Here is a 25,099-nt window from a genome sequence, read left to right as displayed (position 1 = left end):
GCCCTTTTGTGCTTTTCAGATGGCCTGATGCTCCATCATTTCTATTGCATAACTTTATAAACCGAATTTATTTCGAGCCCGGCTGTTTGGTGGCACCGAACCCGAAATCAACTTCGTTTCCGCCGATGTTAAGGTTTGCTTTGCCGGCAATCTCTTCGGCTGCGGGGCCGAACAAGCCTACTTCATATTTGCCTACGGTTTTGCCGCCGTATTCGGCATCACCTTTGATACCTGTTGTTGCGTGGAAATTAGAAGAGGCGTTCAATGCGGTAATATCATGTTCTTTTAGTTTAATGATGTCGTATTGTTTAGACTTCCCGATTTGGCCGGAGCCGACTCTCTTATCAAAATCAATATTGTAGATAAATTGAGCGGTATCGTTTTTTCCTGTGAATGCCAAGCCTTGATAACTGTAACTTCCTTGCTTAGGCAGATTCTCTAATTTAGTCGGGTTGCCCTGTATGGAAAGGACTTCAAACTTATTGGCAGCTTTGTTGACACCGTTTTCCGTTTGTTGTTCTGCATATTTAGCCAATATTGCAGCGTGCCCTTTAGGGAAATGTTGTACGGTTTTATAGATGCGAAGCGTACCTTTTTCTTTATATTCCCCTTTTTGCGTTTGCCCGTTTATTTCGTAATCTTGATTGTGAACGCTATTAGGGGATATTGATGCGATATCTATACTTTTTCCGGTTTGATAAGTTTTACCGTTGATGGTTAACGTAACATTTTTAATATTGGTGCTGCTGAAATCCGGCGTGGTGATGCTTTTAGGCTCGGTATCTCCGGAGGGAGGACGGATGGATTCGATGGCTTCTTTGGCACCACAGGCCGATAGGGTTAAGGCAGACAAACTGGCGATCATAAACATATTAAACGTTTTCATAATAATGTTTCCTTCATATATTGTTGGACGGAATATAAGATTTATCTTGTGATTAGACGAACAGAAGCCGTTTTTATAACAGGTATTTCATTAATAAGTTTACAAACCTGCACTCTGATAAGCAAGATGAATAGTGTAAATGCACCAAATATGTCGCATTTCCGATATTAAAACAGTTTAGCGGATGCAAAAAAAGCAGATGCGTAATACATCTGCTTTTGTTACGGGTTGGATAGTTAATTGGTTTTCCGGCGGTTATACATCAGTGAAATCAGGATGGAAACGCCCAAGGCACCGAACACTACCGCCAATGACACGCCTACCGGAATGTGGATGTTGAAATACATAATCAGCATTTTGATGCCGATAAAGCTCAACACAAACGCCAAACCGAATTTTAAAAACACGAAACGGTCGGCAATATCGGCCAGCAGAAAATACATTGCACGCAAACCGAGAATGGCGAAAATATTGGAAGTGAGCACGATAAACGGGTCGGTGGTTACCGCAAAAATAGCGGGGATGCTGTCTACTGCAAAAATCACATCGCTCATTTCAACCATAATCAGCACCAGCAGCATGGGCGTGGCAATACGTTTGCCGTTTTCAACGGTAAAAAACTTTTCACCGTCGAAGTGGTTGCTTACCGGAATGTGGCCTTTTACCCAATTGAGCATTTTGTTTTGCGATAAATCTTCATGCTCGTCTTCTCCGCCCGATCTGATCATTTTGATGCCGGTGTAGAGCAGGAATGCACCGAAAAGATAAAGCACCGCTTCAAATTTGCTCACCAATACCGCACCGATAAAAATCATGATCATGCGGAGCACAATCGCACCGAACACACCGTAAAGCAGCACGCGGTGCTGGTATTGCGGCTGGACTTTGAAATAAGAAAAAATCATTAAAAACACAAAGATATTGTCAACCGCCAATGATTTTTCCAACACATAGCCGGTAAAGAATTCCAATACCTTCTGCTTGGCGACAACATGGCCGTAGAGCGGGTTGCCTGCCAGTTCAAAATACAGCCAGCCGGCAAATGCGCACGATACCGCCACCCATACGCAAGACCAAGCCAAAGCTTCTTTCATGCTGACTTTGTGAACGCCGGTTTTTTTGAGCGACATCATATCGATGGCAATCATAATAAACACGGCTGCAAAGAATACCCCGTAAAACAACGGGGAGCCGACAGAGGGATGTTCAACCATAAAATTCCTAACATAATGAAATCATAAAGCATTTTCATTTTAACATATAGGAATCCCGATAGCCGAATGCCGGTAGAAGAGAAACAGGGAATGAACGGGTAACAGAATGGCGCGCAGAAGGCGGCTTTATTGAAAACAAGGCCGTCTGAACCCGCGATTCAGACGGCCATGAAACATTTGCCAATGTTTACCAGCTGAAATAAAACATGCTTTTGGCCAACAGCACAATCAAAACCATATGAACGAGCACGGCGGCGTGAATGTATTTCGACCATGCCGCCGTGAGTGTGCCGCGGCGCATTTTGGTAACGGCAATCACAAAATGCACCAACACGCCGAATGCCAGCAGCACTTTCAAACTCAGCTGTATATTAAACGGCGCGCCGAACGGGTCGGCGAGTATCGCGGCATAGCGGTGCGCCATCGCCAGCCCGGAAAGAAACACCCCGCCTACAATCCACGGCATCACCCGCACCGCGCGGTAGCTTATCGCTTTTTCCACCTCGCGCCGCGCTTCGCGTGATACCCGTTTGCTGTGAATCACCGAAAGCACCAATGTTTCAAAAAATACCCCGCCCACAAAAGCAATCGCGCAAAATAAATGTATGATATGTGCAACAGAATAAGCATTCATAAACCAGCCTTTCACAATCTTTCCCAGTTTTAAGACTCTTTACGCCTGCCAATATACCATTATCCGAGTCCTGTGCCATACTGCGCGTGCATCAACGGGGGCTTGCCTGCCGCAAACCATTCAGGCAGCGGGTACTCCGGCAATACAAACAACCCTTTTAGGAGGACACCATGAAATCAAACATCGTAAAAATGATCGCATTAGTAGCAGTTGCCGGTTCACTGACTGCTTGTGAAAGCATGTCGCGCACCCAGCGCAATACCGCTACCGGTGCCGTAATCGGCGGCGTGGCCGGCAACCTGATCGGCGGCGACACCGGCTCTACTTTGGGCGGTGCTGCACTTGGCGGCGTGATCGGCAGCCAAGTAAACAGATAAGCCGTCGGTTTTATCGGTTTCCCGCTATGCAAAGGCCGTCTGAAAAAATATTTTCAGACGGCCTTTTTCATATTCTGCCGATGGAGATAACACAGGCATTAAGTGAGCCTATACCGTAAATAAACTTAACTTGCTACGCTGTTGCTGCGCCTTAGCTCTAAAAACGATTGTGTAAGCGGCTGAAGCGGCAACAGAATCGGTTCCGTACTACCTGTGCTGCTGCCGCTTGTTGCCTTGTATGAAAAATAAGTTAATTAACCATATATAAAGCAATAGCGGCAAAGCGGCATGGAGAATGGCCTGTTTCAGACGGCCTCTATCATGCGCTCCACAATCCGGCGGCTGGCTCCGCGGTTTTGTGCCACAAAAGCCGCCGCCGCTTCTACAAACGGCGCGCGCAATGCAGGCTCCGACAACCATTTGGCTGTGGTGTACTGCCATTCTTGCGCGCTGAATATCTGCTTGGCCGCGCCCACCGCAACCGCACCTTTGCAGGCCGCGGCAAAATTATAAGTAGAGGGGCCGAACAGCGTCGGTATGCCGCAGGCTACCGGCTCGATAATGTTTTGGCAGCCCGTATCCACCAAACTGCCGCCCACAAACGCCACATCAGAAGCCAGATAATAAGCCAGCATTTCACCCATACTGTCGCCTATCCACACCTGCGTATCGGCGGCCACTTCATGCCCGTCGCTGCGTTTTTGCGTTTTAAACCCCATTTTCACCGCACAATCATAGGCCGTCTGAAAACGCTCGGGGTGGCGGGGCACGATAATCAGCAGAGCATCGCCGTGGTAGGCACGCCATGCCGAAAGCAGCATTTCCGCCTCGTCCGCTCCCTTATATTCCCGAGTGCTGGCGCACACCGCCACAGGGCGCGAACCGATCAGGCTGCGGAAATGAGCCGCTTTCTCACGCATGGCATCGGTGGGCGTAATATCGTATTTGGTGTTGCCGCACACATGCACGTTCGATGCCCCGATCAGGTGCAAACGCTCCGCATCCGCCGCCGTTTGCGCATAACAGCCGCGCAAAGTCTGCATTGCAGGCTCAACCAGCGTGCGGATTTTCAGATAACCGTTTTGCGATTTTTCCGACAAACGCGCATTTGCCAAAAACAGCGGCACGCCCGCCTCGGCGCAACCGTGCATCAAGTTCGGCCAAATTTCCGTTTCCATCAAAATTCCGAAACGCGGGCGGTGTTCGCGTAAAAACTGCGCCACATATTCCGGCTTATCATAAGGCAGATAACGGCATTGCGCGTTCGGATACAGCATTTCCGCCGTTGCCCGACCCGTGGGTGTCATCTGCGTAACCAGCAGCGGCGCATCGGGAAAATGCTTGCACAGCTCACGAATCAACGGCTGTGCCGCCCGCGTTTCGCCCACCGATACCGCATGCACCCACACCGGCTGCTGCACCGCTTGGGCAAGAGGCTCGCCGAAACGCTCGCCCCAATGCTCCAGATAAGCAGGCGCTTTCACACCGCGTTTGCGCAGATAATGGCGGATAAAAAAAGGCGCAACCTGCCAAAGCTGCTTATAAAACCAACTTATATTCATAAACTTAGTATATATATCGAACTGTTTTACAGAAACTGCCGACATTGTAGCCCATTTAAACGCCCGCGATAAAACAGAATGGCGGCAGTGTTCAGACGGCCGCAAGCCTAAAAACGAATGATACCCCGCTCGCATACAAAAGCATCCAGCTGAATATCGTGCGGCTCATGCGGCAACACATCACATAATTGGCACGCAAAACCCACGCCCACCGTGCGCGGCCGCAACCGGCCGCGGAGTGTCGCCAGCGACACATCATAATAGCCGCCGCCCTGTCCCAAACGGTAGCCCTGTCTGTCTATGCCCACCAAAGGCACGAACAGCACATGCAAACGGTGCGCACGGATTTTTTTGCCGCCGAATTGCGGAATATGCAGGCTGCCCCTGCCGCGTTTACGCTCCGCCTGCGCCGCGTCGCCCCGATAAGGCGTAAACCACAAACGCAGCGAATCCGGCTCGATATAAGGCAGATAAAGCTCCGCCCCGCGTGATAAGGCCGTCTGAACAAAACCGCTCAAACGCATCTCGCTGCCCACCGGCCAATAAACACCGATACGGCTGCCGCGGCGGATAAACCGCTTTAAAAAACCATTGGCCGCACGCGTGGCCGCAGCCCGCTCTTTTTTCGGCAAAGCCGCACGGGCACGGCGCAGGCGGCGGCGCAACTCGGATTTTTCAGCACGGTTCGGCATTTTCAGACGGCCTTTCAACAGCAAACATCAACATTCCGCGATTTGACTACATACCCGCACGAAATTCAAGTTATCCGCCATGAAGGCCGTCTGAAAAAGCAGCATAACTGAAAACTTGGCTCTTTAATCTTATCGCGATAAGTTTTGCGTGTTAGATAGTGATTTAAGTTTAAGATGCCTAAATAAAAAGTCGGGCAAGGATGCCCGACCCGGTCAAGTTTTTAAGACGGCTTTTTATTGGCCAAATTGGTAATTTTATCCAACAGATTGATGATCTTATCCAAACCCAAGTCTTCTTCTTTACCATCTAACGGTTGAGAATAATCTTGTCGTATCTGTTCCGACAGCAAGCGGTTGCGGATTTGGGTGAAAGTTTCCTGCACATATTCGTTGGCTTTTTCAAGATCGACTAAACTCGCGGTGGCATGTTGCTATGAAACGCCAAATGTTTTATTCTTAAATTTGTTCAACTACTATTGTCTGAATGTTATACTAAAATTCGAACCTAAGAATTGATTTAAACATGGAAGTTGAAAAAATATAGCAATGCTATATAATATATTTTCGAACGCGTTGACTGGTGAAAGCAGCAACTTTTTTATTTAACCAAAATATATTAATCAAATAAGGAGCTGGATATGAAACGTGTTTATTCAGAAGGTTGGGATGGATTTTAAAAAATGGGAACTCTGATTGAGTTTAATCAAGCATATGGCTTCTGGGTACAAACAGGAGCCATTATTATATCTATCGCAGTAACAGGTTATTTTGCTCAGAAAGCAATAGTCAAAAACGGCAAGTCAGCAAAAGATACACTTGAGCATAATCATTTAATGATTCGAAAAAGAGCAACTATTGACATCTTAATTCAAGAAAATCAGGATAAGGAATTAGTTGAAGCTAAAAGAATTGTAATGGCTTTACCAGGTGAAGCTTCCTTTATCAAATATCTTGAACCGAATTTATGTGATGATGACAATTCTAAAAAAGAAAAAGAATGCATCCGTATACTTTTAAATAGATATGAATTTGTTGCACTAGGAATTAAAAATGGAGCTTTTGAAGAGGAAATATACAAACGTCTGAAATATTCAGACACTATGGATATTTGGGCCAAGGCAAAACCAATGATTATGGAATTGCGCCGACAAAAAAAGAGACAAACGTACTATCAGGAATTTGAATGGCTAGCTAATCGCTGGGAAAAAAATGAATTAACTACAAACCAGCCTAATTAAAATTTCTTTCTTGTAAGATTTGTAAGAAAAAATATCTATAGTCAATCAACTTAACTTTTACTACGGCGTTGCTACGCCTTGTCGTACTATCTGTACTGCCACTGCCTGCGGCTTGCTGTCTTGTATTAAAAATGTATTGATTGGCTATAGCAACTAGTAACCGTGGCAGTCTGATACTCGTATCCGACAATCCGCCCAAACCTCCCCGAAAGGTCGGATTCAAGAATCCGACCTACATCATTCGCATCTAAGGCCGTCTGAAAAACAGCGCATCAAATCTCCCAACTGCCTACCCTTTTTCAGACGGCCTTTTTTCAGACGGCCTCGAGCTTGGCAAACTTGGTATCCAGTTCTTTAATCCCTTCTTTTCCGAAATTCACGGTAAGCCGTGCGGATTCGCCTTTGTTGACGGCGTCGATGATTACGCCGGTGCCAAATTTGGCGTGGCGCACGTTTTGGCCGATGCGGAAGCCTGCGTATTCTTGCGGCAGGTCGTAGTGTTCGACGGCGGTGCGGTTTTTGGTTTTGGGTATGTCGGTAAAGCTGTTGAAGCGTTTGGGAGGGGGGGAGAGGCGGTGCAGCACTTCTTCGGGGATTTCTTCGACGAAGCGGGAGACGATGCCGAAGTGGGTTTGGCCGTGCAGCAGGCGTTGTTGGGACATGCTGATGTAGAGGCGTTTTTTGGCGCGGGTAATGGCAACGTACATGAGGCGGCGCTCTTCTTCGAGGCCGCCGCGTTCGGCGAGGCTGTATTCGCTGGGGAAGAGGCCTTCTTCCATACCGGTGAGGAATACGGTGTCGAACTCCAGCCCTTTGGCAGCGTGCACGGTCATCATTTGCAGGGCTTCTTCGCCTTCGCCGGCTTGGTTTTCGCCGGATTCGAGGGCGGCGTTGCTTAAGAAGGCGAGGATGGGGAAGAGCGGGTTTTCGGCGACGTTTTCGGGCAGGATTTCGAAGTTGCTTTCAGATGGCCTGAAGGCGACGGCGGCGTTAACGAGTTCGTCGAGGTTGTCGAGACGGTCTTGGTGGTCGCCTTTTTGGGTTTGGTAGTATTCGACGAGGCCGCTGTCGCGGGTGATGCCGAGCATCATTTCTTGCAGGGATACGTTGGGGGCTTGGGCTTGGAGGTTTTCTATCAGGCGTACGAAGGCGGCGACTTTGGTGGCTTTTGCGCCCATGCCGCAGGCGGCCTGCCATAGGGAGATGCCTTGTTCGGCGGCTGCGGCTTGGATGTTTTCGATGGTGCGGGTGCCGATGCCGCGCGGGGGCATGTTGATGACGCGCAAAAGGGCGTTGTCGTCGTCGGGGTTGACGGAGAGGCGCAGGTAGGCGAGCGCGTGTTTGATTTCCTGCCGTTCGTAGAAGCGCAGGCCGCCGTAGATTTTGTAGGGGATGCCGGCGCGGAATAGGGCTTGTTCGATGATGCGCGATTGGGCGTTGCTGCGGTAGAGCACGGCCATTTGGTCGAGTGTGTGGCCTTCGCGTTGCAGGGATTTGGCTTCGTCTACGATAAATTGGGCTTCGTCGGAATCTATGGGGGCGGAGTAAAAGCGGATTTTGTCGCCGGCGGCGGCATCGGTGCGCAGGTTTTTGCCGAGGCGTTCGGCGTTGTTTTCTATTACGGCATTGGCGGCAGTGAGAATGTGGCCGTCTGAACGGTAGTTCTGCTCGAGCTTGATGGGTGCTTCGATGTGAAACTCGCGCATCAGGGCGGTCATGTTGCCGACGTGTGCGCCGCGGAAGCGGTAGATGGATTGGTCGTCGTCGCCCACGGCAAACACGGCGGCGTGTTCGCCTGCGATGAGCTTCAACCATGCGTATTGCAGTTTGTTGGTGTCTTGGAATTCGTCCACCAAAATATGATTGAAGCGGTTTTGGTAATGGCGGTGTAGGATTTCGTTGGCTTGCAGGATTTCGTAACTGCGCAGCATCAGTTCGGCAAAATCGACCACGCCTTCGCGGTTGCACGCTTTGTCGTATTCGGCATAGCACTCGATCATGCGCTGGGTGTGCGGATCGGGGGCTTGCAGGGATGAGGCGCGCAGGCCGCTTTCTTTTTGGGCGTTGATAAAGCCTTGCAGCGTGCGCGGGGCGATGATTTCTTCGGCGATGTTGAGCTGTTTGAGCAGGCGTTTGATTAAGGCGAGCTGGTCGGCGCTGTCGAGAATCTGAAAGGTGGAAGGCAGCCCTGCGTCTTTATGGTGCAGGCGTAAAAAGCGGTGGCACAGGCCGTGGAAAGTGCCGAGCCACATGGCGCGCACGTTAACGGGCAGCATCGCGCTCAAGCGGGTTTGCATTTCTTTGGCGGCTTTGTTGGTGAAGGTAACGGCCATAATGCTGTGCACGCTTGCTTGGCCGCTTTGCAGCAGCCATGCGATGCGGGTGGTGAGCACGCGGGTTTTGCCGCTGCCCGCTCCGGCAAGCACGAGGGCGGATTGCGGCGGCCAAGTTACGGCGGAAAGTTGTTCGGAGTTTAAGCCTTGCAGCAAGGAAGGGGCGGATTGCTCGGGAAACATAGAAGAGGCCGTCTGAAAAAATGAAACAGGCTGTATTGTAATGGATTCGGCAGCGGCGTTTGCAAGTGTCGGTGAGAAAACGGTGATGCGAGCGGACGGGTTCTTTGGCGTTAATTTGTATTAAGGCAAAAGAAACAGCCGTTTCTTAAAAAGAAACGGCTGTTTGGAAACAAAATGCTGCAAGCAATGCAGCCCGGCATAAAGCAGATTTTTCAGACGGCCTGCTGCGGCTCGATAAAGGTAACACCGTTGAGTTGCGATGTCAGGATAGCATTGCGCATAGCCGAAAGTGCTTTGGGGCGCACAAAGTTGCGGCGGTAAGCCAGCACAACGCGGCGTTTCGGGCCTTCGCCTTCAAACGGGATAATGCTGAACAGCATGTGGTCGTTTTCAGTGAGGGCGGTAGCGGGCAATACGCTGATGCTCAGGCCGCTGGCAACCATGTGGCGGATGGTGTTGATGGAACTGCCTTGCAAGGTATTGGTCAAGCCCTGTATTTTTTGACGGGAAGCCAATTCGGAGCAGCTTGCCAACACTTGATCACGCATGCAGTTGCCTTCGGTAAGCAACAGCACCTGTTCTTGGCTCAACATTTCCGGGGTAACGGTATCGAGTTCTTCAAAATGATGGCCTTTGGGCACAATCACGAAGAAAGATTCGTCATACAGCGGCTCGGTAATGATGCCCGGTTCCTGATAAGGTTCTGCTACGATCAGCGCGTCCAAATCGCCGCGCTTGAGCGATTCGGTGAGAATTTGGGTGTAGTTCTCTTCGAGCATCAGCGGCATATTGGGCGCGGTTTTCCGCAGCGACATAATCAGCTTGGGCAGAAGGTAGGGGGCAACGGTAAAAATCAGACCGAGTTTGAATGCGCCTTCCAGCTCGTTTTGCTCTTCGTTGGCCAGATGTTTGATCAGCTCGGCTTCTTCCAGCACGCGGCGGGCTTGTGCGATGATGCGTTCGCCCGCTTCGGTGGTGATGATGTCGTTGCTGCTCCGGTCAAAGAGCGATACGGCCAACTCTTCTTCCAGCTTTTTAATGGCGATGGAAAGAGTGGGCTGGCTCACGAAACAGCGGCGGGCAGCGCGCCCGAAATGGCGCTCCTGTGCCACTGCTACAATGTAACGCAATTCGGTTAAGGTCATAGCTTAGTCGGCCTTTTTTTGATCCGGCAGGGTGATATTCAGTTCAAGCACGTCCATACCGTTTTGTTTTTCTTGAGAAATACGGATGTCTTCTAAGGATACATGAACATATTTCGATAATACATCCAAGAGTTCTTTCTGCAAAGTGGGCAGATAGTCGGGAGCCTGTTCTTTGGCGCGTTCCTGTGCAATGATGATTTGCAGGCGGTCGCGCGCCACTGCTGCGGTTTTAGGCTTTCTGCCAAACAGTAAGTCAATCAGCGACATGGCTTAACCTCCGAACAAACGCTTGAAAAAGCCTTTTTTCTCGGCTTCTAAAAAGCGCATTTCGCGGTTTTCGCCCAGCAGGCGCGATACCACGTCTTTGTAGGCTTCGGCGGCGGCAACATCGTTTTGATGGATAACCGGTGCGCCGGCGTTGGATGCCTGCAATACGTTTTGAGATTCGGGAATCACGCCGATCAACGGAATGCGCAGGATATCGCAAATGTCTTGTACGGAAAGCATTTCGCCTTTGTCTACGCGCTCGGGAGAGTAGCGGGTAATCAACAGGTGCTCTTTAACCACTTCGCCTTTTTCGGCTTTTTGGCTCTTGCTTTGCAGAATACCCAAAATGCGGTCGGAGTCGCGTACGCTCGATACTTCGGGGTTGGTGGTGATGATGGCTTCATCAGCGAAGTAGAGGGCCATCAGCGCACCTTGTTCGATACCGGCGGGAGAATCGCAGATAACGTATTCAAAGCCCATGTCTTCGGTGAGTTCTTTCAATACTTTGCCTACGCCTTCGCGGTTCAAGGCATCTTTATCGCGGGTTTGCGAGGCGGGCAGAATGAAGAGGTCGTCGCAGTGTTTGTCTTTAATCAGTGCTTGGGTCAGGGAGGCTTCGCCTTGGATAACATTGATTAAATCGTATACGACGCGGCGTTCGCAGCCCATAATCAGGTCGAGGTTGCGCAAGCCTACGTCGAAGTCGATAACCGCGGTTTTATGACCGCGGAGAGCCAAACCGGAGGCAATGCTGGCACTGGTAGTGGTTTTGCCTACGCCGCCTTTGCCTGAAGTTACTACAATAATTTTTGCCACGATGTTTCCTTTTTTAAAATCAAAAACGGTTATTGGCCGTCTATGGCGCTGATAACCAAACGGTTGTCTTGAAGCGATACCTGCACGGCTTTTTTGTTCAGGTGGTCGGGCAGGCTTTGGTCGAAGTTGCGGTAAATGCCTGCCACCGATACCAATTCGGCCTGCATGGATTGGATGAATATCCGTGCGTCGCGGTTGCCGGTGGCGCCGGCCAATGCGCGCCCGCGCATGGTGCCGTAAACGTGGATGTTGCCGTCAGCAATGATTTCCGCCCCTTCGTTAACGATGCCGGTTACGATTAAATCGGCGTTTTCCGCATACACTTGCTGGCCGGTGCGGATGGGCGTGTTGATCAATACGGTAGGTTTGCTGATCACGGTGGCCTGCACGGATTCGGCCGCAGGTGCGGCTGCTGCCGGTTGCGCTGCGGGTTTGGGCTGGGGGTCGGCCGGTTTGCTGTCGTTGCGGCTGAAGGCCAAATGGTAGGCTTGGGCATGGGGTGCCCAAGCTTCGTTTTCATGGCGCAGGCCGATAATCTGCAAACCGTAACGGGCAAAAAGCGATACAACGCCGGCAATGCTCAATTCGCCCGGGTTGCTGAATTCCTGCAGGTCTAATAAAAACAGCATGCTGTCGAGCTCTTTGTGCTGGCTCACCCGCTGCTGTAAAAATTCTTCCAATTCCCCTAAATCTGCAGTATGCAGCTGCACGGAAAGCACGTCGAGACGTGCTGATTTAACTTCAAAAGCTGGTTTCATTTTAGTAAGACAGTCATAAAAAAATTTAATGGTTATAAGTTTACCGTGTTAACCTTAGCTATTCAATCTGTTAGGGCCGTCTGAAATGAAAAAAAGCTTCCATATTGTCGGTGCGGGGCGCGTAGGGCGCACGTTTGCCGCTGTGCTTGCGAAAAGCGGTAAATGGCAACCGGTTGCGGTGGTTTCCCGCCGAGCCGGTGCGGCTGCTTTGGCAGACTGTGGAAGTGTGGACATAGTTCCCCATGTTAGAGACCTGCCGCCGGCCGATGTGGTGCTGGTGTGCACGCCGGACAATGCGTTGCAGGAAACGGCTTCAGCCCTTGCACGGTTGGGTTGGCTGAACAGGGAAACTGTGGTTGTACATTTCAGCGGTGCGAAAACAATAGGGGTATTGGATGCCGTTGTCAAATGCGGAGCGACAGTCGGCAGTTTACCCCCTGTTTTCGCGTTTGCAGACGTAGAAAACGCCGTGCGCTCGTTGCGGGGCAGTTTGTGTGCATTAGAGGCTGAGAGTGATCGGGCGATGACGGTGTTGCGCGGGTTGGCCGAGGCTGCGGGCTTGAGGCCTTTCGTGATGCCGTCTGAACATAAGGCACGCTACCATGCGGCATTGTCGGCAGCATCTAATTTTTCGGTAACGCTGGCGGCTTTTGCCCAAAACCTGCTGGCACCGCTGGATTTGCCGGAGCATTTAACGCGTGATTTGGTGGCGGGTTTGATGCGGCAGAGTGTCGGCAATCTTTCCGGACTTACACCCGAGAATGCATTAACCGGCCCGATTGTACGGGGAGACGATTCTACGGTTGATAGTCATTTGGCCGGTATGAATGATAAAGAGAGGGCGTTTTATCTGGCTTTGGCTGCTGCTACGCTGGAACTGGCCGCCCCGCGTTTGAGCGAACAGGCGGTTTCGAGCCTGCGGGCTGTGTTGGGAAGGTATGGGCAGGCGTAAGCGTTATCGTTAATCAACTTAAATTTTACTACGGCGTTGCTGCGCCCTCGCACAAACAGTATGAGTAATACGGCAAGGGGCAGCAACGCGGCAGCAGAAATAACGTTTATTTGCTATATATGCCTGCACATCTGCATGGCAGGGTGAAAAGGTTTAGACCTGTTTACATACCAAAAGCAAACTTTATTCCGGACGCATTTGCGGAAACAGAATCACGTCGCGGATAGACGGCGCGTCGGTGAGCAGCATCACCAAGCGGTCCAAGCCGATGCCGCTGCCGCCGGTGGGGGGCAGGCCGTATTCCATGGCGCGGATGTAGTCGGCATCGTAGTGCATGGCTTCGTCGTCGCCGGCATCTTTCTGCGCCACTTGCGCTTTAAAGCGGGCGGCTTGGTCTTCGGGGTCGTTCAGCTCCGAATAGCCGTTGGCCAACTCACGGCCGACGATAAACAGCTCGAAGCGGTCGGTTAAGCCGGGTTTGGTGTCTGATGCGCGTGCCAGCGGCGATACTTCCACCGGATAGTCGATGATAAACGTCGGGTTCCACAGTTTGCTTTCCGCACAGCCTTCAAACAAGGCCAGTTGCAGGCTGCCGATACCGGGCGACGGCGGGATTTTTTCGCCGTGTTTCACGATCTCTTTTTTCAGCCATTCGGCATCGTTCAACTGCTCGTCGGTATATTGCGGATTGTATTTTTTGATGGCTTCGAGAATGGTCAAACGCTCGAACGGGCTTTCCAAATCGACTTCTTTGCCGTTGTAGCTCACTTTGGCGGTGCCGCACACTTCTTTGGCGGCATGGCGGATCACGCCTTCGGTCATTTCCATCATGCGCTCGTAAGTGCAGAACGCTTCGTAGAATTCCATCATGGTGAATTCTGGGTTGTGGCGGGTGCTCATGCCTTCGTTGCGGAAGCTGCGGTTGATTTCAAACACGCGCTCCAAACCGCCCACAACCAAGCGTTTCAGATACAGTTCGGGGGCGATGCGCAGGTAGAGCGGCATGTCGAGCGCGTTGTGGTGGGTAACGAAGGGCTTGGCCGTGGCACCGCCGGGAATCGGGTGCATCATCGGGGTTTCCACTTCGAGATAACGCTCGTTGACCATGTAGTTGCGCACGGCTTGGATGATTTTGCTGCGCTTGATAAATGTGTCGCGCGAATCTTGGTTGGTAATCAGATCGGCGTAACGCTGGCGGTATTTCTGCTCTTGGTCGGTCAAGCCTTTGTGTTTGTCGGGCAGCGGGCGCAGCGATTTGGTGAGCAGATGCAGCTTGGATGCGCGCACGGTTAATTCGCCGTGGTTGGTTTTGAACAGCGTGCCTTCCACGCCGATGATGTCGCCCAAATCCCAATGTTTGAAGGCGTTGTGCACGTCTTCGCCCACGCCTTGGTTGTTCACATACACCTGAATCTGGCCGCTTACGTCTTGGATGGTGGCGAAGCTGGCTTTACCCATGGCACGTTGCAGCATCATGCGGCCGGCCACTTTAACGGGGATTTCCTGCGGGTCGAGCTCGGCTTTTTCCTGCGAACCGTATTGCGCCTGCAAATCGCCGGCAAAGGCATCGCGCTTGTATTGGTTGGGGAAGGCGATGCCGTGTTTGCGCAGTTCGTTTAATTTTTCGCGGCGCAGGGCGATGATTTGGTTTTCATCAAGCTGCGGTTCGGTTTGTGGGTTGTTCTGTTCGCTCATGGTGTTGTTTTCCAAAAATAAGCAGGCCGTCTGAAAGCGAATTTAGTGAGCTTCGCTAAAACGGCCTGATAAGGTTAGCTGTTTGGAGCGGTATTTTACGCCGTTTCAACGGTTTTTTCTATGGATAAAGGCCGTCTGAAAACCTTAGCAGCGGTTTCAGACGGCCTGAGACCTTTGCAACCCCCCCATCTGCGGCGCATTTCTGCGTTGTGCGCTGCCCGCTCGTTTGCCTATCTGTATGATATGTCTGCACTCGCTGTGCTGCTACGCCTTGAACTGCATCCACATCTGAGGGTTTTGCAAAGGTCTCAGCCTGTTGGCTGCTTTCAACAGATTCAAACACATCGCCTTCAGGTGGCTTTGCGCACTCACTTTGCTCAGACCAAAATAGGCCGAGACCTTTGCAAAACCCCCAAAAATCCTCTAAATTCCCACTCACATCAAACTCCGAGAATTTAGAGGATTTTGTTCATGAGCAGCTTTTTACACACCGATGCCCTCAACCACATCGAAAAACATCTCGACCGCTTCCCACTCATCAAACTCGACCGTATTCTTGACTGGGCACCCATCGAACAATACCTCACCGGCCGCAAAACCCGCTACGTGCGCGACAACGGCGGCCGTCCCGCCTATCCTTTGCTCTCCATGTTCAAAGCCATCCTGCTCGGTCAATGGCACAGCCTTTCCGACCCCGAACTCGAATACAGCCTCATCACCCGCATCGATTTCCAACTCTTCTGCCGCTTCGACGACTTTTGCATTCCTGACCACAGCACCCTCTGCCGTTTCCGCAACTGGCTGGCGCAAGACAACACCTTGGCCGAACTACTGGATCTGATTAACCGCCAACTGACTGACCAGGGCTTAAAAGTAGAGAAAGCATCCGCCGCCATCGTTGACGCCACCATTATTCAGACGGCCGGCGGCAAACAGCGTCAGGCCATAGAAGTGGATGACGAAGGCGTTGTCTGTGGCGAAACCACCCCCAGCAAAGACCCGGATGCCAGATGGATCAAAAAAGACGGCCGCTTCCATCTGGGCTACAAACAACACACCCGTACCGATGCGGACGGCTATATCGAGAAACTGCACATCACCCCGGCCAATGCTCATGAGTGCAAACACCTGCTGCCATTACCGGCGGACATCGCAGAAGGCAGCACCGTCTATGCGGATAAAGGCTACGACAGCCGGGAGAACCGACAACATTTGGCAGCGTGCGGCTTGAAAGACGGCATCATGCAAAAAGCACACCGTGGCTGCCCGTTAAGCCAAGAGCAGAAAATCCGCAACGGCCGGCTGGCGAAAGTGCGCTATGTGGTGGAACAAAGCTTTGGTACGTTGCACCGCAAATTCCGCTATGGCCGGTCAGCCTATTTTGGGTTGGGCAAAGTGAGGGCGCAAAGCCACCTGAAGGCGATGTGTGTGAACCTGTTGAAGGCGGCCAACAGGATAGGTGTGCCTGTTGCTGCCTGAACAGGCAGGCAGTGCCTCATAATGAGGCACTTTAAGGGGACTTTAGGGGTAGCTTGTCTACTTTTTACGCAAAAAAAGCCGGAACATGATGAAGCATGTTTCGGCTGTTTGTTGGCTCGGGGTTTTGCAAAGGTCTCAGCTTTTACACACCGGCGCTTTCAAACACCTCGAATTTAAGAACTTTGTGATCTACTTGAACTGCTCATCAAGCCGAGACCTTTACAAAATCACTGCCTACGGCGCATTTCTGTGCTGGGAGCTACTCCCTTGGTTTGCTTATCGTGTGATATGCCTGTGCCCGCTGTGCTGCTGCACCTTGAACTGCATCTATATTCGGTGTCTTCAAAGGTTTCAAACTGTTTTGACGCCAAATGCCATGAAGAACAAACCCGAATCAGGTTTTACCTTAATTTCAGCTGCGGATACGTTTTAATACTTCTTCTTTGCCGATTAATGCCAGTACGGCATCCACACTCGGGGTTTTGGCTGTTCCGCATACAGCCAAACGCAGCGGCATGCCGAGTTTACCCATTTTGATGTTTTCTTCATCGCAGAAAGGCTTGAACAGGTCGTGGATGGATTCGGCATTCCAATCGCTCAGGCCTTCGAGTTTGTCGGCAAAGCGCAGCATGCGCGCGGGAGCCTCTTCGTCCCAATGTTTTTGTACGTCGGCTTCGGCGGGTGTGCCTTTTTGGTAGAAATAAATGCATTCGTCGGCCAGCGTGTTCAAGTCTTGGGCACGGTCTTTCACCAAAGCCAACACGTCTTCCAGAGCGGGTTTGTCGGTAACGTCGACACCGCGCACGGCCAAGCGGGGTTTAACCAACTCTGCCAAATCTTCATTGGGCGTGAATTTGATGTGCTCGCCGTTAATCCAGTAGAGCTTTTTCAAATCCATGCGGCTGGGCGACGGGGAAACGTCTTTCAAATCAAACCATTCGACAAACTGCTTCATGGTAAAAAATTCGTCGTCGCCATGCGCCCAACCCAAACGGGCGAGATAGTTCAGCATGGCTTCAGGCAGGATGCCCATCGCGCCGAAATCGGTAATCGCCACGGTGTCGCCGCTGCGTTTGGAGATTTTCTTACCCTGTTCGTTCAAAATCATCGGCAAGTGCGCGTATTCGGGCAGGGTGGCACCCATTGCTTTTAAGATGTTGATTTGCTTGGGGGTGTTATTCACATGGTCGTCGCCACGGATAACATGGGTAACACCCATATCGTAATCGTCCACCACCACGCAGAAGTTATAGGTGGGCGTGCCGTCGGCGCGGGCGATAATCAGGTCGTCCAAGGCTTCGTTGGGAATGCTGATTTGCCCTTTAACCAAATCGTTCCATGTGGTTGTACCGTCAATCGGGGTTTTGAAACGCACCACCGGCTCCACGCCTTCGGGTACGGGCGGCAGGGTTTTGCCGGCTTCGGGCCGCCAGCGGCGGTCGTAAGTGGCCGTACCTTCTTTTTCGGCTTTTTCGCGCATGGCTTCCAGCTCTTCTTTGCTGCAATAGCAATGGTAGGCATGGCCTTTTTCGAACAGCTCGGCAATTACTTCTTTATAGCGGTCGAAACGGCGGGTTTGATAAACCACGTTGTCGGCATTGTCGTAGTTGAGTCCGACCCAATTCATGCCGTCGAGAATAATATTGACCGACTCGGCGGTAGAACGCTCCAAATCGGTGTCTTCGATGCGCAACAGAAATTCGCCTTTGTGTTTTTTGGCAAATGCCCATGAAAACAGGGCAGTACGAACGCCACCGATGTGCAGATAACCGGTGGGACTGGGGGCAAAACGGGTTTTGACGGTCATGGTGTCGGCCTCGATAGTGTCATGAAAGGCGTTATTGTAATGTAAGGGTTGGAGGGATGCCATAAAAAGGAAAGGCCGAGACTTTTGCAAAACCCCACGCCAACAAACAGCCGGAACATTCTTCATCATGTTCCGGCTGTTTTTGCGTAAAAAGTAGACAAGCTACCCCTAAAGTCCCCTTAAAGTGCCTCATCATGAGGCACTGCCTGCCTGTTCAGGCAGCAACAGGCACACCTATCCTGTTGGCCGCCTTCAACAGGTTCACACACATCGCCTTCAGGTGGCTTTGCGCCCTCACTTTGCCCAACCCAAAATAGGCTGACCGGCCATAGCGGAATTTGCGGTGCAACGTACCAAAGCTTTGTTCCACCACATAGCGCACTTTCGCCAGCCGGCCGTTGCGGATTTTCTGCTCTTGGCTTAACGGGCAGCCACGGTGTGCTTTTTGCATGATGCCGTCTTTCAAGCCGCACGCTGCCAAATGTTGTCGGTTCTCCCGGCTGTCGTAGCCTTTATCCGCATAGACGGTGCTGCCTTCTGCGATGTCCGCCGGTAATGGCAGCAGGTGTTTGCACTCATGAGCATTGGCCGGGGTGATGTGCAGTTTCTCGATATAGCCGTCCGCATCGGTACGGGTGTGTTGTTTGTAGCCCAGATGGAAGCGGCCGTCTTTTTTGATCCATCTGGCATCCGGGTCTTTGCTGGGGGTGGTTTCGCCACAGACAACGCCTTCGTCATCCACTTCTATGGCCTGACGCTGTTTGCCGCCGGCCGTCTGAATAATGGTGGCGTCAACGATGGCGGCGGATGCTTTCTCTACTTTTAAGCCCTGGTCAGTCAGTTGGCGGTTAATCAGATCCAGTAGTTCGGCCAAGGTGTTGTCTTGCGCCAGCCAGTTGCGGAAACGGCAGAGGGTGCTGTGGTCAGGAATGCAAAAGTCGTCGAAGCGGCAGAAGAGTTGGAAATCGATGCGGGTGATGAGGCTGTATTCGAGTTCGGGGTCGGAAAGGCTGTGCCATTGACCGAGCAGGATGGCTTTGAACATGGAGAGCAAAGGATAGGCGGGACGGCCGCCGTTGTCGCGCACGTAGCGGGTTTTGCAAAGGTCTCAGGCTTTGATTGCTGTACGAAAATACTTTGATACTTTAAGAGTTTTGTAAAATTTGAGGCTGTCTAATAAACTGTTTAAAAATAAGAAAGGCCGCAAACAATTGCGGCCTTTCTTATTGATTTATTTGGTGGGTCGTGAAGGATTCGAACCTTCGACCAACGGATTAAAAGTCCTAAAATATAAATATAACTAATTGTTTTTAAACAAGAGTGAAGCCTGCAATTACAGTCATATACAGCCTTATTTAAGTGCATTCAGGCACAAATTTGGCACACATTGAAAAATGAAAATTTAAGCCTGCCTTTAAAAAAAGGTATGTTTAAATTTTCATTTTTTATTTTGAGCGTATCTATGAAAAATTGTCACTTATCTAAAAAGGAATTCAAAAATGAATTTAATCCAATGGTTGCTTAATGATTATGGTTTTGTGAACTCTTTAGCAGTAAGCAGCTTAGTAATTTTAGCATTTTTCTCATGTCTCATTATTCTTGCAAGTACAGCTGGAATATATTATGACTTAGAAATTTTACCCATTGCTATCATCTCAGTAATTTTTTCATTGGTAATTGGGTTTATATTAATTGTAAATTTTGGACCAAGTATTGAAACCGCAAACAAATATGGTTCCGACATTCAACGACAGAACCTTTACCGTTGCATTAAACTTTATCAAACGGAGCATCCGTATTCGACGGTTAATGATAATAACATAGAATATGTAACGACGTTTTGTGATAACAACCGGAGTTTTCAGGATTTTGTCACGGACGAAAGAATTGAAGACCTGAATAAATAATACAAAAAAGTTTGCATTGGTAAGTGTGATTTATTTTAAACCGCTCAGCCGCCGATGTTTCGATTCGATTTAGTGGTATTTGAGAAAATCCATTAGAGGAATAAATTATGAACTTCCGAAAAAAACAAATTTTACGACGGCGTTTAATATTTAAACCCGAATCTTCTTTTTCCTTTTGTCTGACTGAAGGTGGCTCTTTTGTTCTTGTTGTGGAACCGAAGCCCCGAAGACCAAAAATAAATTTAAAGGGTACTTTCACTTTCCCGAACCGTAATTTCATATTTGGAAAACCTTTGAGTTTGCAGCTTCCCCCCACAGTAATAATAAGTTCTGATTAATATTATTTATCATTTAGTGAGTGCCGTCTGAAAATTTCAGACGGCTTTTTCACGCTTAATAAAGGAGTATTTAAATTGAAAAGAAATAAAACTATTTTCGTATTGGCGGCAGCATTCTGTTCCGCCATCTGTACCGCAGCACCGTATCCTCAATATCAACATTTAGTAGAAAAACATGCGGCGGCGCAAGGATTAGACGCAAATCTAGTATGGGCTGTGATGTCGCGTGAAAGCGGAGGCAACCGCTATGCGTTGTCTGACAAGAATGCCCGCGGATTGATGCAGGTTATTCCGCCTACTGCCGCAAGAATGGGTGTTAACCCAAAACATTTGTATGACCCTGAGCAAAATATTATCGCCGGTACGCGGTATTTGCGTTACCTGACGAAGTATTTTAACGGTAACTTAGATTTTATTTTAGCGGGATACAACGCCGGTGAAGGGGCAGTGAATAAATATAAAGGCATTCCACCCTATCCCGAAACTAAAAAATATGTCCATTTGGTTCGTAACCGTTATGCCAAATTAAGCGGCAACCCTGCTTATGCAGCTGGGAAGCATACAGGATTTGCTAAAGCGGTTTACCGGGCCAAACCTGTCGCTAAAGCAGAACGAGCCGAACCGTTAGAAGCCGCTTATGCTCAGGCCCCCAAACAGCATGCGTCTTGGGATGTATTTGGTGACTTTTAATTAATTAAATATGTAGTTTTTGTGTGTCCGCCTCTAGGCGGTTTTTTTTTTGGAGATTTGTATGAAATATGTAAGTGAAAATACCCGTCAATGGATTAAAGCTTTTTTGTTGTCCGTCATGCTTGGCGGAGCACAAGTTGCATTGGCTGCCGGAGGATTATCTTCTGCCGAGAGTAGCCTCAAAGATGCGATTATGGGCTTCTACGGTATTGTAGGTATCTTGGCCGGTCTGGCTATGCTTGTAACGGCTGTTTGGGGTTATTTGGGTAACAAAACTTTGAAAGACGTGGTGGAAGTATGTGGTTGGATTTTTCTTGCCGGTGCGGCCTTGGCAATAGCTAAGGCGGTCTTTGATTGGGGCAAACAAGCCTCCTTTTCTTAGGATAACTAAAAATGCGGAATTTACCGGAAGTCGATATAGATACCGAATACAGCACCTATGACGGACTGTCCCGCGAGGCCATGATAGCCGGTGTACCGATAGTACCGGCTTTTATTTTGCTTATAGCATTGATGGTTAGTGCAATGGGGCTAATACCTTTGTTGGGCTTAAAAGCTCTTTCCGTTTTTTTACTGGGTATTCCCGTCATTATTTTTTTGCGCATCTTGGTTAAACGGGATGATCAGGCAATAAGAATATTGGGATTGGAAATCTACTGGTGGTTTGTCCGACGGAAGTCCGTTTTATTCGGAGACACTTTAACTATTTCTGCAACTAAATTTGGAAGAGACCGAGATGATTATACCCGATTTATTAATGAAGATATTGAGGAAGCAGCCGCCGCAGCAAGACTTCTTTCCGAAAGTCAGTCGGCACGTTTCTGAACATATTTTTCATTACGACAGCGGCTACTTTGGTTTTACCCTAAAGTTTGAGGGTATTCCTTTTGAAGGTGTTAACGACGGACATTTGATCGCTGCCAATGAAACATTGAAAAGAGTGCTGAATGCTGCGGGTAAACAGTATGGAAGTCGGCTTGGCTTATGGACAACAATTCAGAGACAGGAAATCGGCTTAAATCACAAGTATGAGTTCTCCTCGAATTTCTGTAAGGAGTTTTCAGAACACTATATCAAAGAGTTCGGCGGGAAAAATTACTATGAGAACCTGTTTTACATAACAGCCGTATTGAAATATACAGATTTTTCAGACGGCCTTGAGGAAGCCCAAGAGCTTTTGGAATTGATGGTAAAAGGGTTGTCACTCTTTGAGCCGCAGCCTTTGTCGGTTTATGAAAATGATTCAGGCGTGACATTCTCCGAGGCATATCAGTTTTTAGGTACTTTGTGCAATGGCGGCTTGCGTGAAGAAATTCCCTTAACCGCATCCGCGGCATATAAGGTCATTCCGTCGGCAGATCTGCATTTCGGTACGGATATTTTGGAAATCAGGAGTGCCGGGCACCGTAAATTCGCCACATGTTATGACTTAAAGGACTTTGGCAAAAGCAAAATCATGGTTTTGCTGCCCGTTCTCTCATTGCCTTGTGAATTTACACTGACGCAGAGTTTTGTCTTTACTGAAAATGCGGAGATGCAGACGGCCATTAATAAACAGAACAATGCCTTGATTAGTGCCAATGACCAAGCAACAGATCAGCAGGAAGAGTTGCTCATCGGTAAAGGCGAGCTGGCCGCGGGCAGAACCATGTTTGGCGATTATTCCGCTTCTCTTGTGGTTTATGGTAAGACGGAAAAGGCTGCTGACAGAAACGGTTCGGCAGCCGTGACGGCATTCCTAAATGCCCATTCCTTCCGTTTTGTCCGGGCTACAGGCTCCATGCCTTCAACCTTCTTCAGCCAAATACCGGGCTATCGCCAACGTCCTCGTATGATTCCCAAAACCACTACCAATCTTGCTACTGTCTTCGGTATGCACAATTACCCTCAAGGCAAGAGTTGGGGAAACCCAATTGGTGACGGCTCCCCCGTTATGCCGCTGAAAACGCTGTCCAACACGCTGTTTAATCTAAGCCTGCATTACAGCCTTAAAGACCTCAATATGGTCGGCAAAAAAATAGCGGGACATACTCTGATTACCGGTGCGACGGGCACAGGTAAGACGGCACTCGAAACGGCTGTTTTAGCATTTATGGAACGCTTCAACCCTTATATGTTCGTGTTGGATTTGGATAGAGGGATGGAGATTTTTGTACGGGCATTGGGTGGGTCATATTTTGCCCTGGAAGAAGGCGTGGATAGCGGGTTAAATCCGTTCCAACTGCCTGATTTGCCGAAAAATCGCAGTTTTCTGTACCGGTTGGTCAATCTGTGTGCGGGTGGTGCGGACGCTTCGGAAGAAAGGCAGATCAAATTGGCGGTAGATACCCTGTATGAGCTGGCTTCAGAGCATAGAAATTTCAGCACTTTGTTGGATAACCTGCCTTTTTCCACTTCCAAAAATTCGCTACGCACCCGTTTGTCAAAGTGGTGTCGAAGCGAAAATGGGGAGTACGCATGGTGTCTAGACAGCCTGCAAAACCGTTTCAATCCCGACGCTTTCTACCGGATAGGAATGGATGCCACTTGTATTCTGAAAACAAATTATGAGCCAACAGGACCAGTATTGTCGTACCTGTTTTACCTGAAAGAAATCATGTCGGAGCGTGTAGCACGGGAAGGCAGTCTGTTGGCTTCGGTTATCGCCGAGTTTTGGTATGCAGACCGTTTCGATATTACTTCCGAGTTGATGCTTAAAACCTTGAAGACCGGCCGGAAGTTGGGTGAATTTATGTTTTTGGATTCACAATCTCCCGAGGACGCGGCCAAATCTCCCAATGCAGCCGCAATTGTTCAGCAGACACCAACTAAGATTTTCCTGCCTAATCCTGATGCCAGCATAGACGCTTATATGCAATGCGGACTGACGTATAAAGAGGCTGAGGAAGTCATCAAGCTGCACCCGCTCAGCCGCACATTCCTGATTAAGCAGGGAAAACAAAGCACGTTGGCAACGCTTGATCTGCATGAGTTCGACAAGGAACTGATTGTGTTGTCCGGCACGTCGGAAAACGTAGCTCATATGCACCGCATCATGGAAGAGACCGGCAGCGAAGATCCCGAAGTATGGCTTCCGCTGCTTTATCAGACGGTACTGGGGGAAGGGACCGCCAATACCGCCTAAACAATGCGGTGTGCCGCCAACAAATACCGTCTGAATTTTTCAGACGGTATTTGCTTTTGCCCGCCATTTGGCGGCTTTTTCTTTATCTAAAGTGAGGTTTTTATGAATATGCAAAAACTTAAAAATAACGTTACCGCTGTTTTGGTATCAGCGGGGTTAATGGCTGCTACAATACCCACGGCCTCTGCTAGTGGTATTTTGGTATTTGATGGGGCTAATTTGGCTCAAGCTGCTCAGCAAGTTATCCAACTTAAGGAACAGATTGACAACCAAGTGAAGCAAATTACTGAGTTGAAAAACCAAGTAAAAGCCATTACCGGCAACCGTAACCTCGGTAATATCTTAAAAACCGAAGCCCTCGAACAATTGCCGGACGAATGGAAGTCGGTTTACAGCCAAGCCATGAAGGCTAAAAACGGGAACTTTAAAGATTTACTGAGTTCCAAAGGCTATGACAAGAATGCGGACAATGACCGTTTGGTTAAGCATTACGATCTGACTTTAAAGGCTATTAAAGATTCAGAGCTACGTTTTAAAAACATCAAGGCATTGATGAATCAGGTCAACACAACCCAAGATGCGAAGGCGGCTGCCGACCTGATGAACCGTATTCAATTGGAAAATGCCTATATCCAGCAAAACCAAACCCAATTGGATATGTTGGAACGCTTTATGGCGTTGGACGAAAAAGTGCAATTCAAGAAACGGCAGGCTGTTGATAATTGTATTCGTGACAATTATATAAACAATACCAATAAATCCTGTGGTTAAATATTGAAAGGACATCAGAAATGAAACTTCAACTGTTGGGCTTAATCAGCGCGGCTCTATTATTATCTGCCTGCGGCAAATCCGAAGAAGAGAAGTTTTATGAGAAAATGAACAAGGATATGGAAATCAGCAAAATCCGCCAAAAACGTGATAATTGTATTAGAGATAATAGAATCAATAATACTAATGTTGATTGCCATAAGAAGTTTCCTATACCTGAAAATTAACCAC

General features: G+C 49.3%; 24 protein-coding genes and 2 pseudogenes. 12 read left to right on the top strand and 14 right to left on the bottom strand.

Translation table 11 applies throughout. From position 1 onward, the window contains the following. Positions 1-67 precede the first annotated feature (67 nt). From LVJ88_RS12165 to LVJ88_RS12155, 3 genes are all read right to left on the bottom strand, one after another. Complete coding sequence (locus tag LVJ88_RS12165; RefSeq protein WP_085418321.1) at positions 68-886, bottom strand: factor H binding protein domain-containing protein; 819 nt, start codon at positions 884-886, stop codon at positions 68-70. Between the two features lie 236 nt (positions 887-1,122). Beyond that, on the bottom strand, positions 1,123-2,100 hold the full coding sequence (locus LVJ88_RS12160; RefSeq protein ID WP_054599492.1) for a TerC family protein: 978 nt from the start codon (positions 2,098-2,100) through the stop codon (positions 1,123-1,125). A 187-nt stretch (positions 2,101-2,287) separates the two neighbouring features. After that, positions 2,288-2,734 (bottom strand): CopD family copper resistance protein, encoded by a 447-nt coding sequence (locus LVJ88_RS12155; RefSeq protein WP_054599491.1) that lies wholly within the window; start codon positions 2,732-2,734, stop codon positions 2,288-2,290. 170 nt (positions 2,735-2,904) lie between these two features. On the opposite strand from LVJ88_RS12155, the gene LVJ88_RS12150 reads away from it, so the two are divergent. Beyond that, a complete protein-coding gene (locus LVJ88_RS12150; protein ID WP_054599490.1) occupies positions 2,905-3,111 on the top strand; it encodes a glycine zipper 2TM domain-containing protein in 207 nt (68 codons plus the stop codon). Positions 3,112-3,416: 305 nt separating this feature from the next. On the opposite strand, the gene waaA is transcribed toward LVJ88_RS12150, so the two are convergent. The 3 genes from waaA to LVJ88_RS12135 form a co-directional block, all read right to left on the bottom strand. After that, a complete protein-coding gene (gene waaA / locus LVJ88_RS12145) occupies positions 3,417-4,673 on the bottom strand; it encodes a lipid IV(A) 3-deoxy-D-manno-octulosonic acid transferase (protein ID WP_085418320.1) in 1,257 nt (418 codons plus the stop codon). Positions 4,674-4,780: 107 nt separating this feature from the next. Continuing rightward, on the bottom strand, positions 4,781-5,365 hold the full coding sequence (locus LVJ88_RS12140) for a 5-formyltetrahydrofolate cyclo-ligase (RefSeq protein ID WP_085418319.1): 585 nt from the start codon (positions 5,363-5,365) through the stop codon (positions 4,781-4,783). Positions 5,366-5,586: 221 nt separating this feature from the next. Then, the gene (locus tag LVJ88_RS12135) at positions 5,587-5,748 is read right to left on the bottom strand and encodes a hypothetical protein (protein WP_158087937.1); all 162 of its coding nucleotides are present in this window, start codon (positions 5,746-5,748) and stop codon (positions 5,587-5,589) included. Between the two features lie 297 nt (positions 5,749-6,045). Here LVJ88_RS12135 and LVJ88_RS12130 point away from each other — a divergent pair, with 297 nt between their 5' ends. Then, positions 6,046-6,603 carry a DUF4760 domain-containing protein gene (locus LVJ88_RS12130; RefSeq protein ID WP_085358528.1) on the top strand — a complete coding sequence of 186 codons (558 nt, stop codon included), beginning with the start codon at positions 6,046-6,048 and terminating at the stop codon, positions 6,601-6,603. Between the two features lie 314 nt (positions 6,604-6,917). On the opposite strand, the gene LVJ88_RS12125 is transcribed toward LVJ88_RS12130, so the two are convergent. The 5 genes from LVJ88_RS12125 to minC form a co-directional block, all read right to left on the bottom strand. Further along, entirely contained in the window at positions 6,918-9,119 is a 2,202-nt protein-coding gene (locus LVJ88_RS12125; protein ID WP_085418318.1) for a UvrD-helicase domain-containing protein, read from the bottom strand. 212 nt (positions 9,120-9,331) lie between these two features. After that, positions 9,332-10,264 (bottom strand): hydrogen peroxide-inducible genes activator, encoded by a 933-nt coding sequence (locus LVJ88_RS12120; protein WP_054599485.1) that lies wholly within the window; start codon positions 10,262-10,264, stop codon positions 9,332-9,334. A gap of 3 nt (positions 10,265-10,267) precedes the next feature. Next, positions 10,268-10,531, bottom strand: a complete 264-nt coding sequence (gene minE / locus LVJ88_RS12115) for a cell division topological specificity factor MinE (protein WP_085418317.1) — start codon at positions 10,529-10,531, stop codon at positions 10,268-10,270. A gap of 3 nt (positions 10,532-10,534) precedes the next feature. Beyond that, positions 10,535-11,347: a septum site-determining protein MinD gene (gene minD / locus LVJ88_RS12110; RefSeq protein WP_054599483.1), complete on the bottom strand. Its 813-nt coding sequence runs from the start codon at positions 11,345-11,347 to the stop codon at positions 10,535-10,537. Positions 11,348-11,376: 29 nt separating this feature from the next. Beyond that, positions 11,377-12,105, bottom strand: a complete 729-nt coding sequence (gene minC / locus LVJ88_RS12105) for a septum site-determining protein MinC (RefSeq protein ID WP_085355579.1) — start codon at positions 12,103-12,105, stop codon at positions 11,377-11,379. An 85-nt stretch (positions 12,106-12,190) separates the two neighbouring features. Here minC and LVJ88_RS12100 point away from each other — a divergent pair, with 85 nt between their 5' ends. Further along, positions 12,191-13,057, top strand: a complete 867-nt coding sequence (locus tag LVJ88_RS12100; RefSeq protein ID WP_085418316.1) for a Rossmann-like and DUF2520 domain-containing protein — start codon at positions 12,191-12,193, stop codon at positions 13,055-13,057. 183 nt (positions 13,058-13,240) lie between these two features. Here the strand turns inward: LVJ88_RS12100 and lysS are convergent, their stop codons facing one another. Beyond that, positions 13,241-14,752: a lysine--tRNA ligase gene (gene lysS, locus LVJ88_RS12095; protein ID WP_085418355.1), complete on the bottom strand. Its 1,512-nt coding sequence runs from the start codon at positions 14,750-14,752 to the stop codon at positions 13,241-13,243. Positions 14,753-14,872: 120 nt separating this feature from the next. On the opposite strand from lysS, the pseudogene LVJ88_RS12625 reads away from it, so the two are divergent. Then, a pseudogene (locus LVJ88_RS12625) lies at positions 14,873-15,073 on the top strand (signal peptidase); the annotation flags it as partial. 150 nt (positions 15,074-15,223) lie between these two features. Further along, positions 15,224-16,231 (top strand): IS5 family transposase, encoded by a 1,008-nt coding sequence (locus tag LVJ88_RS12090; RefSeq protein WP_244694170.1) that lies wholly within the window; start codon positions 15,224-15,226, stop codon positions 16,229-16,231. 412 nt (positions 16,232-16,643) lie between these two features. On the opposite strand, the gene gltX is transcribed toward LVJ88_RS12090, so the two are convergent. Together gltX and LVJ88_RS12080 are read right to left on the bottom strand one after the other, a co-directional pair. Beyond that, entirely contained in the window at positions 16,644-18,038 is a 1,395-nt protein-coding gene (gltX, locus tag LVJ88_RS12085; protein WP_085419055.1) for a glutamate--tRNA ligase, read from the bottom strand. A 214-nt stretch (positions 18,039-18,252) separates the two neighbouring features. Further along, a pseudogene (locus tag LVJ88_RS12080) lies at positions 18,253-19,137 on the bottom strand (IS5 family transposase); the annotation flags it as partial. Positions 19,138-19,537: 400 nt separating this feature from the next. Between LVJ88_RS12080 and LVJ88_RS12075 the strand changes: the two are divergent. From LVJ88_RS12075 to LVJ88_RS12045, 7 genes are all read left to right on the top strand, one after another. Then, positions 19,538-19,945 (top strand): hypothetical protein, encoded by a 408-nt coding sequence (locus tag LVJ88_RS12075; RefSeq protein ID WP_244694168.1) that lies wholly within the window; start codon positions 19,538-19,540, stop codon positions 19,943-19,945. Between the two features lie 413 nt (positions 19,946-20,358). Then, a complete protein-coding gene (locus LVJ88_RS12070) occupies positions 20,359-20,973 on the top strand; it encodes a lytic transglycosylase domain-containing protein (protein WP_096777417.1) in 615 nt (204 codons plus the stop codon). 61 nt (positions 20,974-21,034) lie between these two features. Further along, positions 21,035-21,355 (top strand): hypothetical protein, encoded by a 321-nt coding sequence (locus LVJ88_RS12065; RefSeq protein ID WP_085419036.1) that lies wholly within the window; start codon positions 21,035-21,037, stop codon positions 21,353-21,355. Positions 21,356-21,366: 11 nt separating this feature from the next. Continuing rightward, entirely contained in the window at positions 21,367-21,798 is a 432-nt protein-coding gene (locus tag LVJ88_RS12060) for a VirB3 family type IV secretion system protein (protein ID WP_085419037.1), read from the top strand. Further along, positions 21,710-24,097 (top strand): VirB4 family type IV secretion/conjugal transfer ATPase, encoded by a 2,388-nt coding sequence (locus tag LVJ88_RS12055; RefSeq protein ID WP_244694167.1) that lies wholly within the window; start codon positions 21,710-21,712, stop codon positions 24,095-24,097. Before LVJ88_RS12060 ends, LVJ88_RS12055 begins: the two co-directional genes overlap by 89 nt. A gap of 102 nt (positions 24,098-24,199) precedes the next feature. Beyond that, entirely contained in the window at positions 24,200-24,868 is a 669-nt protein-coding gene (locus tag LVJ88_RS12050; protein ID WP_244694166.1) for a TrbJ/VirB5 family protein, read from the top strand. Positions 24,869-24,888: 20 nt separating this feature from the next. Further along, positions 24,889-25,095 (top strand): conjugal transfer protein TraH, encoded by a 207-nt coding sequence (locus tag LVJ88_RS12045; protein WP_085358506.1) that lies wholly within the window; start codon positions 24,889-24,891, stop codon positions 25,093-25,095. Positions 25,096-25,099: the final 4 nt, after the last annotated feature.

The sequence above is a fragment of the Neisseria dumasiana genome, from assembly GCF_022870885.1.
Classification (GTDB): Bacteria; Pseudomonadota; Gammaproteobacteria; order Burkholderiales; family Neisseriaceae; genus Neisseria; species Neisseria dumasiana.
This window is presented reverse-complemented; position numbering and strand designations above follow the sequence as displayed.

Excerpts from the sequence above, each read along its gene's own strand:
- LVJ88_RS12165 (WP_085418321.1), bottom strand. The coding sequence starts at position 886 with ATGAAAACGTTTAATATGTTTATGATCGCCAGTTTGTCTGCCTTAACC.
- LVJ88_RS12160 (WP_054599492.1), bottom strand. The coding sequence starts at position 2,100 with ATGGTTGAACATCCCTCTGTCGGCTCCCCGTTGTTTTACGGGGTATTC.
- LVJ88_RS12155 (WP_054599491.1), bottom strand. The coding sequence starts at position 2,734 with ATGAATGCTTATTCTGTTGCACATATCATACATTTATTTTGCGCGATT.
- LVJ88_RS12150 (WP_054599490.1), top strand. The coding sequence starts at position 2,905 with ATGAAATCAAACATCGTAAAAATGATCGCATTAGTAGCAGTTGCCGGT.
- waaA (WP_085418320.1), bottom strand. The coding sequence starts at position 4,673 with ATGAATATAAGTTGGTTTTATAAGCAGCTTTGGCAGGTTGCGCCTTTT.
- LVJ88_RS12140 (WP_085418319.1), bottom strand. The coding sequence starts at position 5,365 with ATGCCGAACCGTGCTGAAAAATCCGAGTTGCGCCGCCGCCTGCGCCGT.
- LVJ88_RS12130 (WP_085358528.1), top strand. The coding sequence starts at position 6,046 with ATGGGAACTCTGATTGAGTTTAATCAAGCATATGGCTTCTGGGTACAA.
- LVJ88_RS12125 (WP_085418318.1), bottom strand. The coding sequence starts at position 9,119 with ATGTTTCCCGAGCAATCCGCCCCTTCCTTGCTGCAAGGCTTAAACTCC.
- LVJ88_RS12120 (WP_054599485.1), bottom strand. The coding sequence starts at position 10,264 with ATGACCTTAACCGAATTGCGTTACATTGTAGCAGTGGCACAGGAGCGC.
- minE (WP_085418317.1), bottom strand. The coding sequence starts at position 10,531 with ATGTCGCTGATTGACTTACTGTTTGGCAGAAAGCCTAAAACCGCAGCA.
- minC (WP_085355579.1), bottom strand. The coding sequence starts at position 12,105 with ATGAAACCAGCTTTTGAAGTTAAATCAGCACGTCTCGACGTGCTTTCC.
- LVJ88_RS12100 (WP_085418316.1), top strand. The coding sequence starts at position 12,191 with ATGAAAAAAAGCTTCCATATTGTCGGTGCGGGGCGCGTAGGGCGCACG.
- lysS (WP_085418355.1), bottom strand. The coding sequence starts at position 14,752 with ATGAGCGAACAGAACAACCCACAAACCGAACCGCAGCTTGATGAAAAC.
- LVJ88_RS12090 (WP_244694170.1), top strand. The coding sequence starts at position 15,224 with ATGAGCAGCTTTTTACACACCGATGCCCTCAACCACATCGAAAAACAT.
- gltX (WP_085419055.1), bottom strand. The coding sequence starts at position 18,038 with ATGACCGTCAAAACCCGTTTTGCCCCCAGTCCCACCGGTTATCTGCAC.
- LVJ88_RS12075 (WP_244694168.1), top strand. The coding sequence starts at position 19,538 with ATGAATTTAATCCAATGGTTGCTTAATGATTATGGTTTTGTGAACTCT.
- LVJ88_RS12065 (WP_085419036.1), top strand. The coding sequence starts at position 21,035 with ATGAAATATGTAAGTGAAAATACCCGTCAATGGATTAAAGCTTTTTTG.
- LVJ88_RS12060 (WP_085419037.1), top strand. The coding sequence starts at position 21,367 with ATGCGGAATTTACCGGAAGTCGATATAGATACCGAATACAGCACCTAT.
- LVJ88_RS12055 (WP_244694167.1), top strand. The coding sequence starts at position 21,710 with ATGATTATACCCGATTTATTAATGAAGATATTGAGGAAGCAGCCGCCG.
- LVJ88_RS12050 (WP_244694166.1), top strand. The coding sequence starts at position 24,200 with ATGAATATGCAAAAACTTAAAAATAACGTTACCGCTGTTTTGGTATCA.
- LVJ88_RS12045 (WP_085358506.1), top strand. The coding sequence starts at position 24,889 with ATGAAACTTCAACTGTTGGGCTTAATCAGCGCGGCTCTATTATTATCT.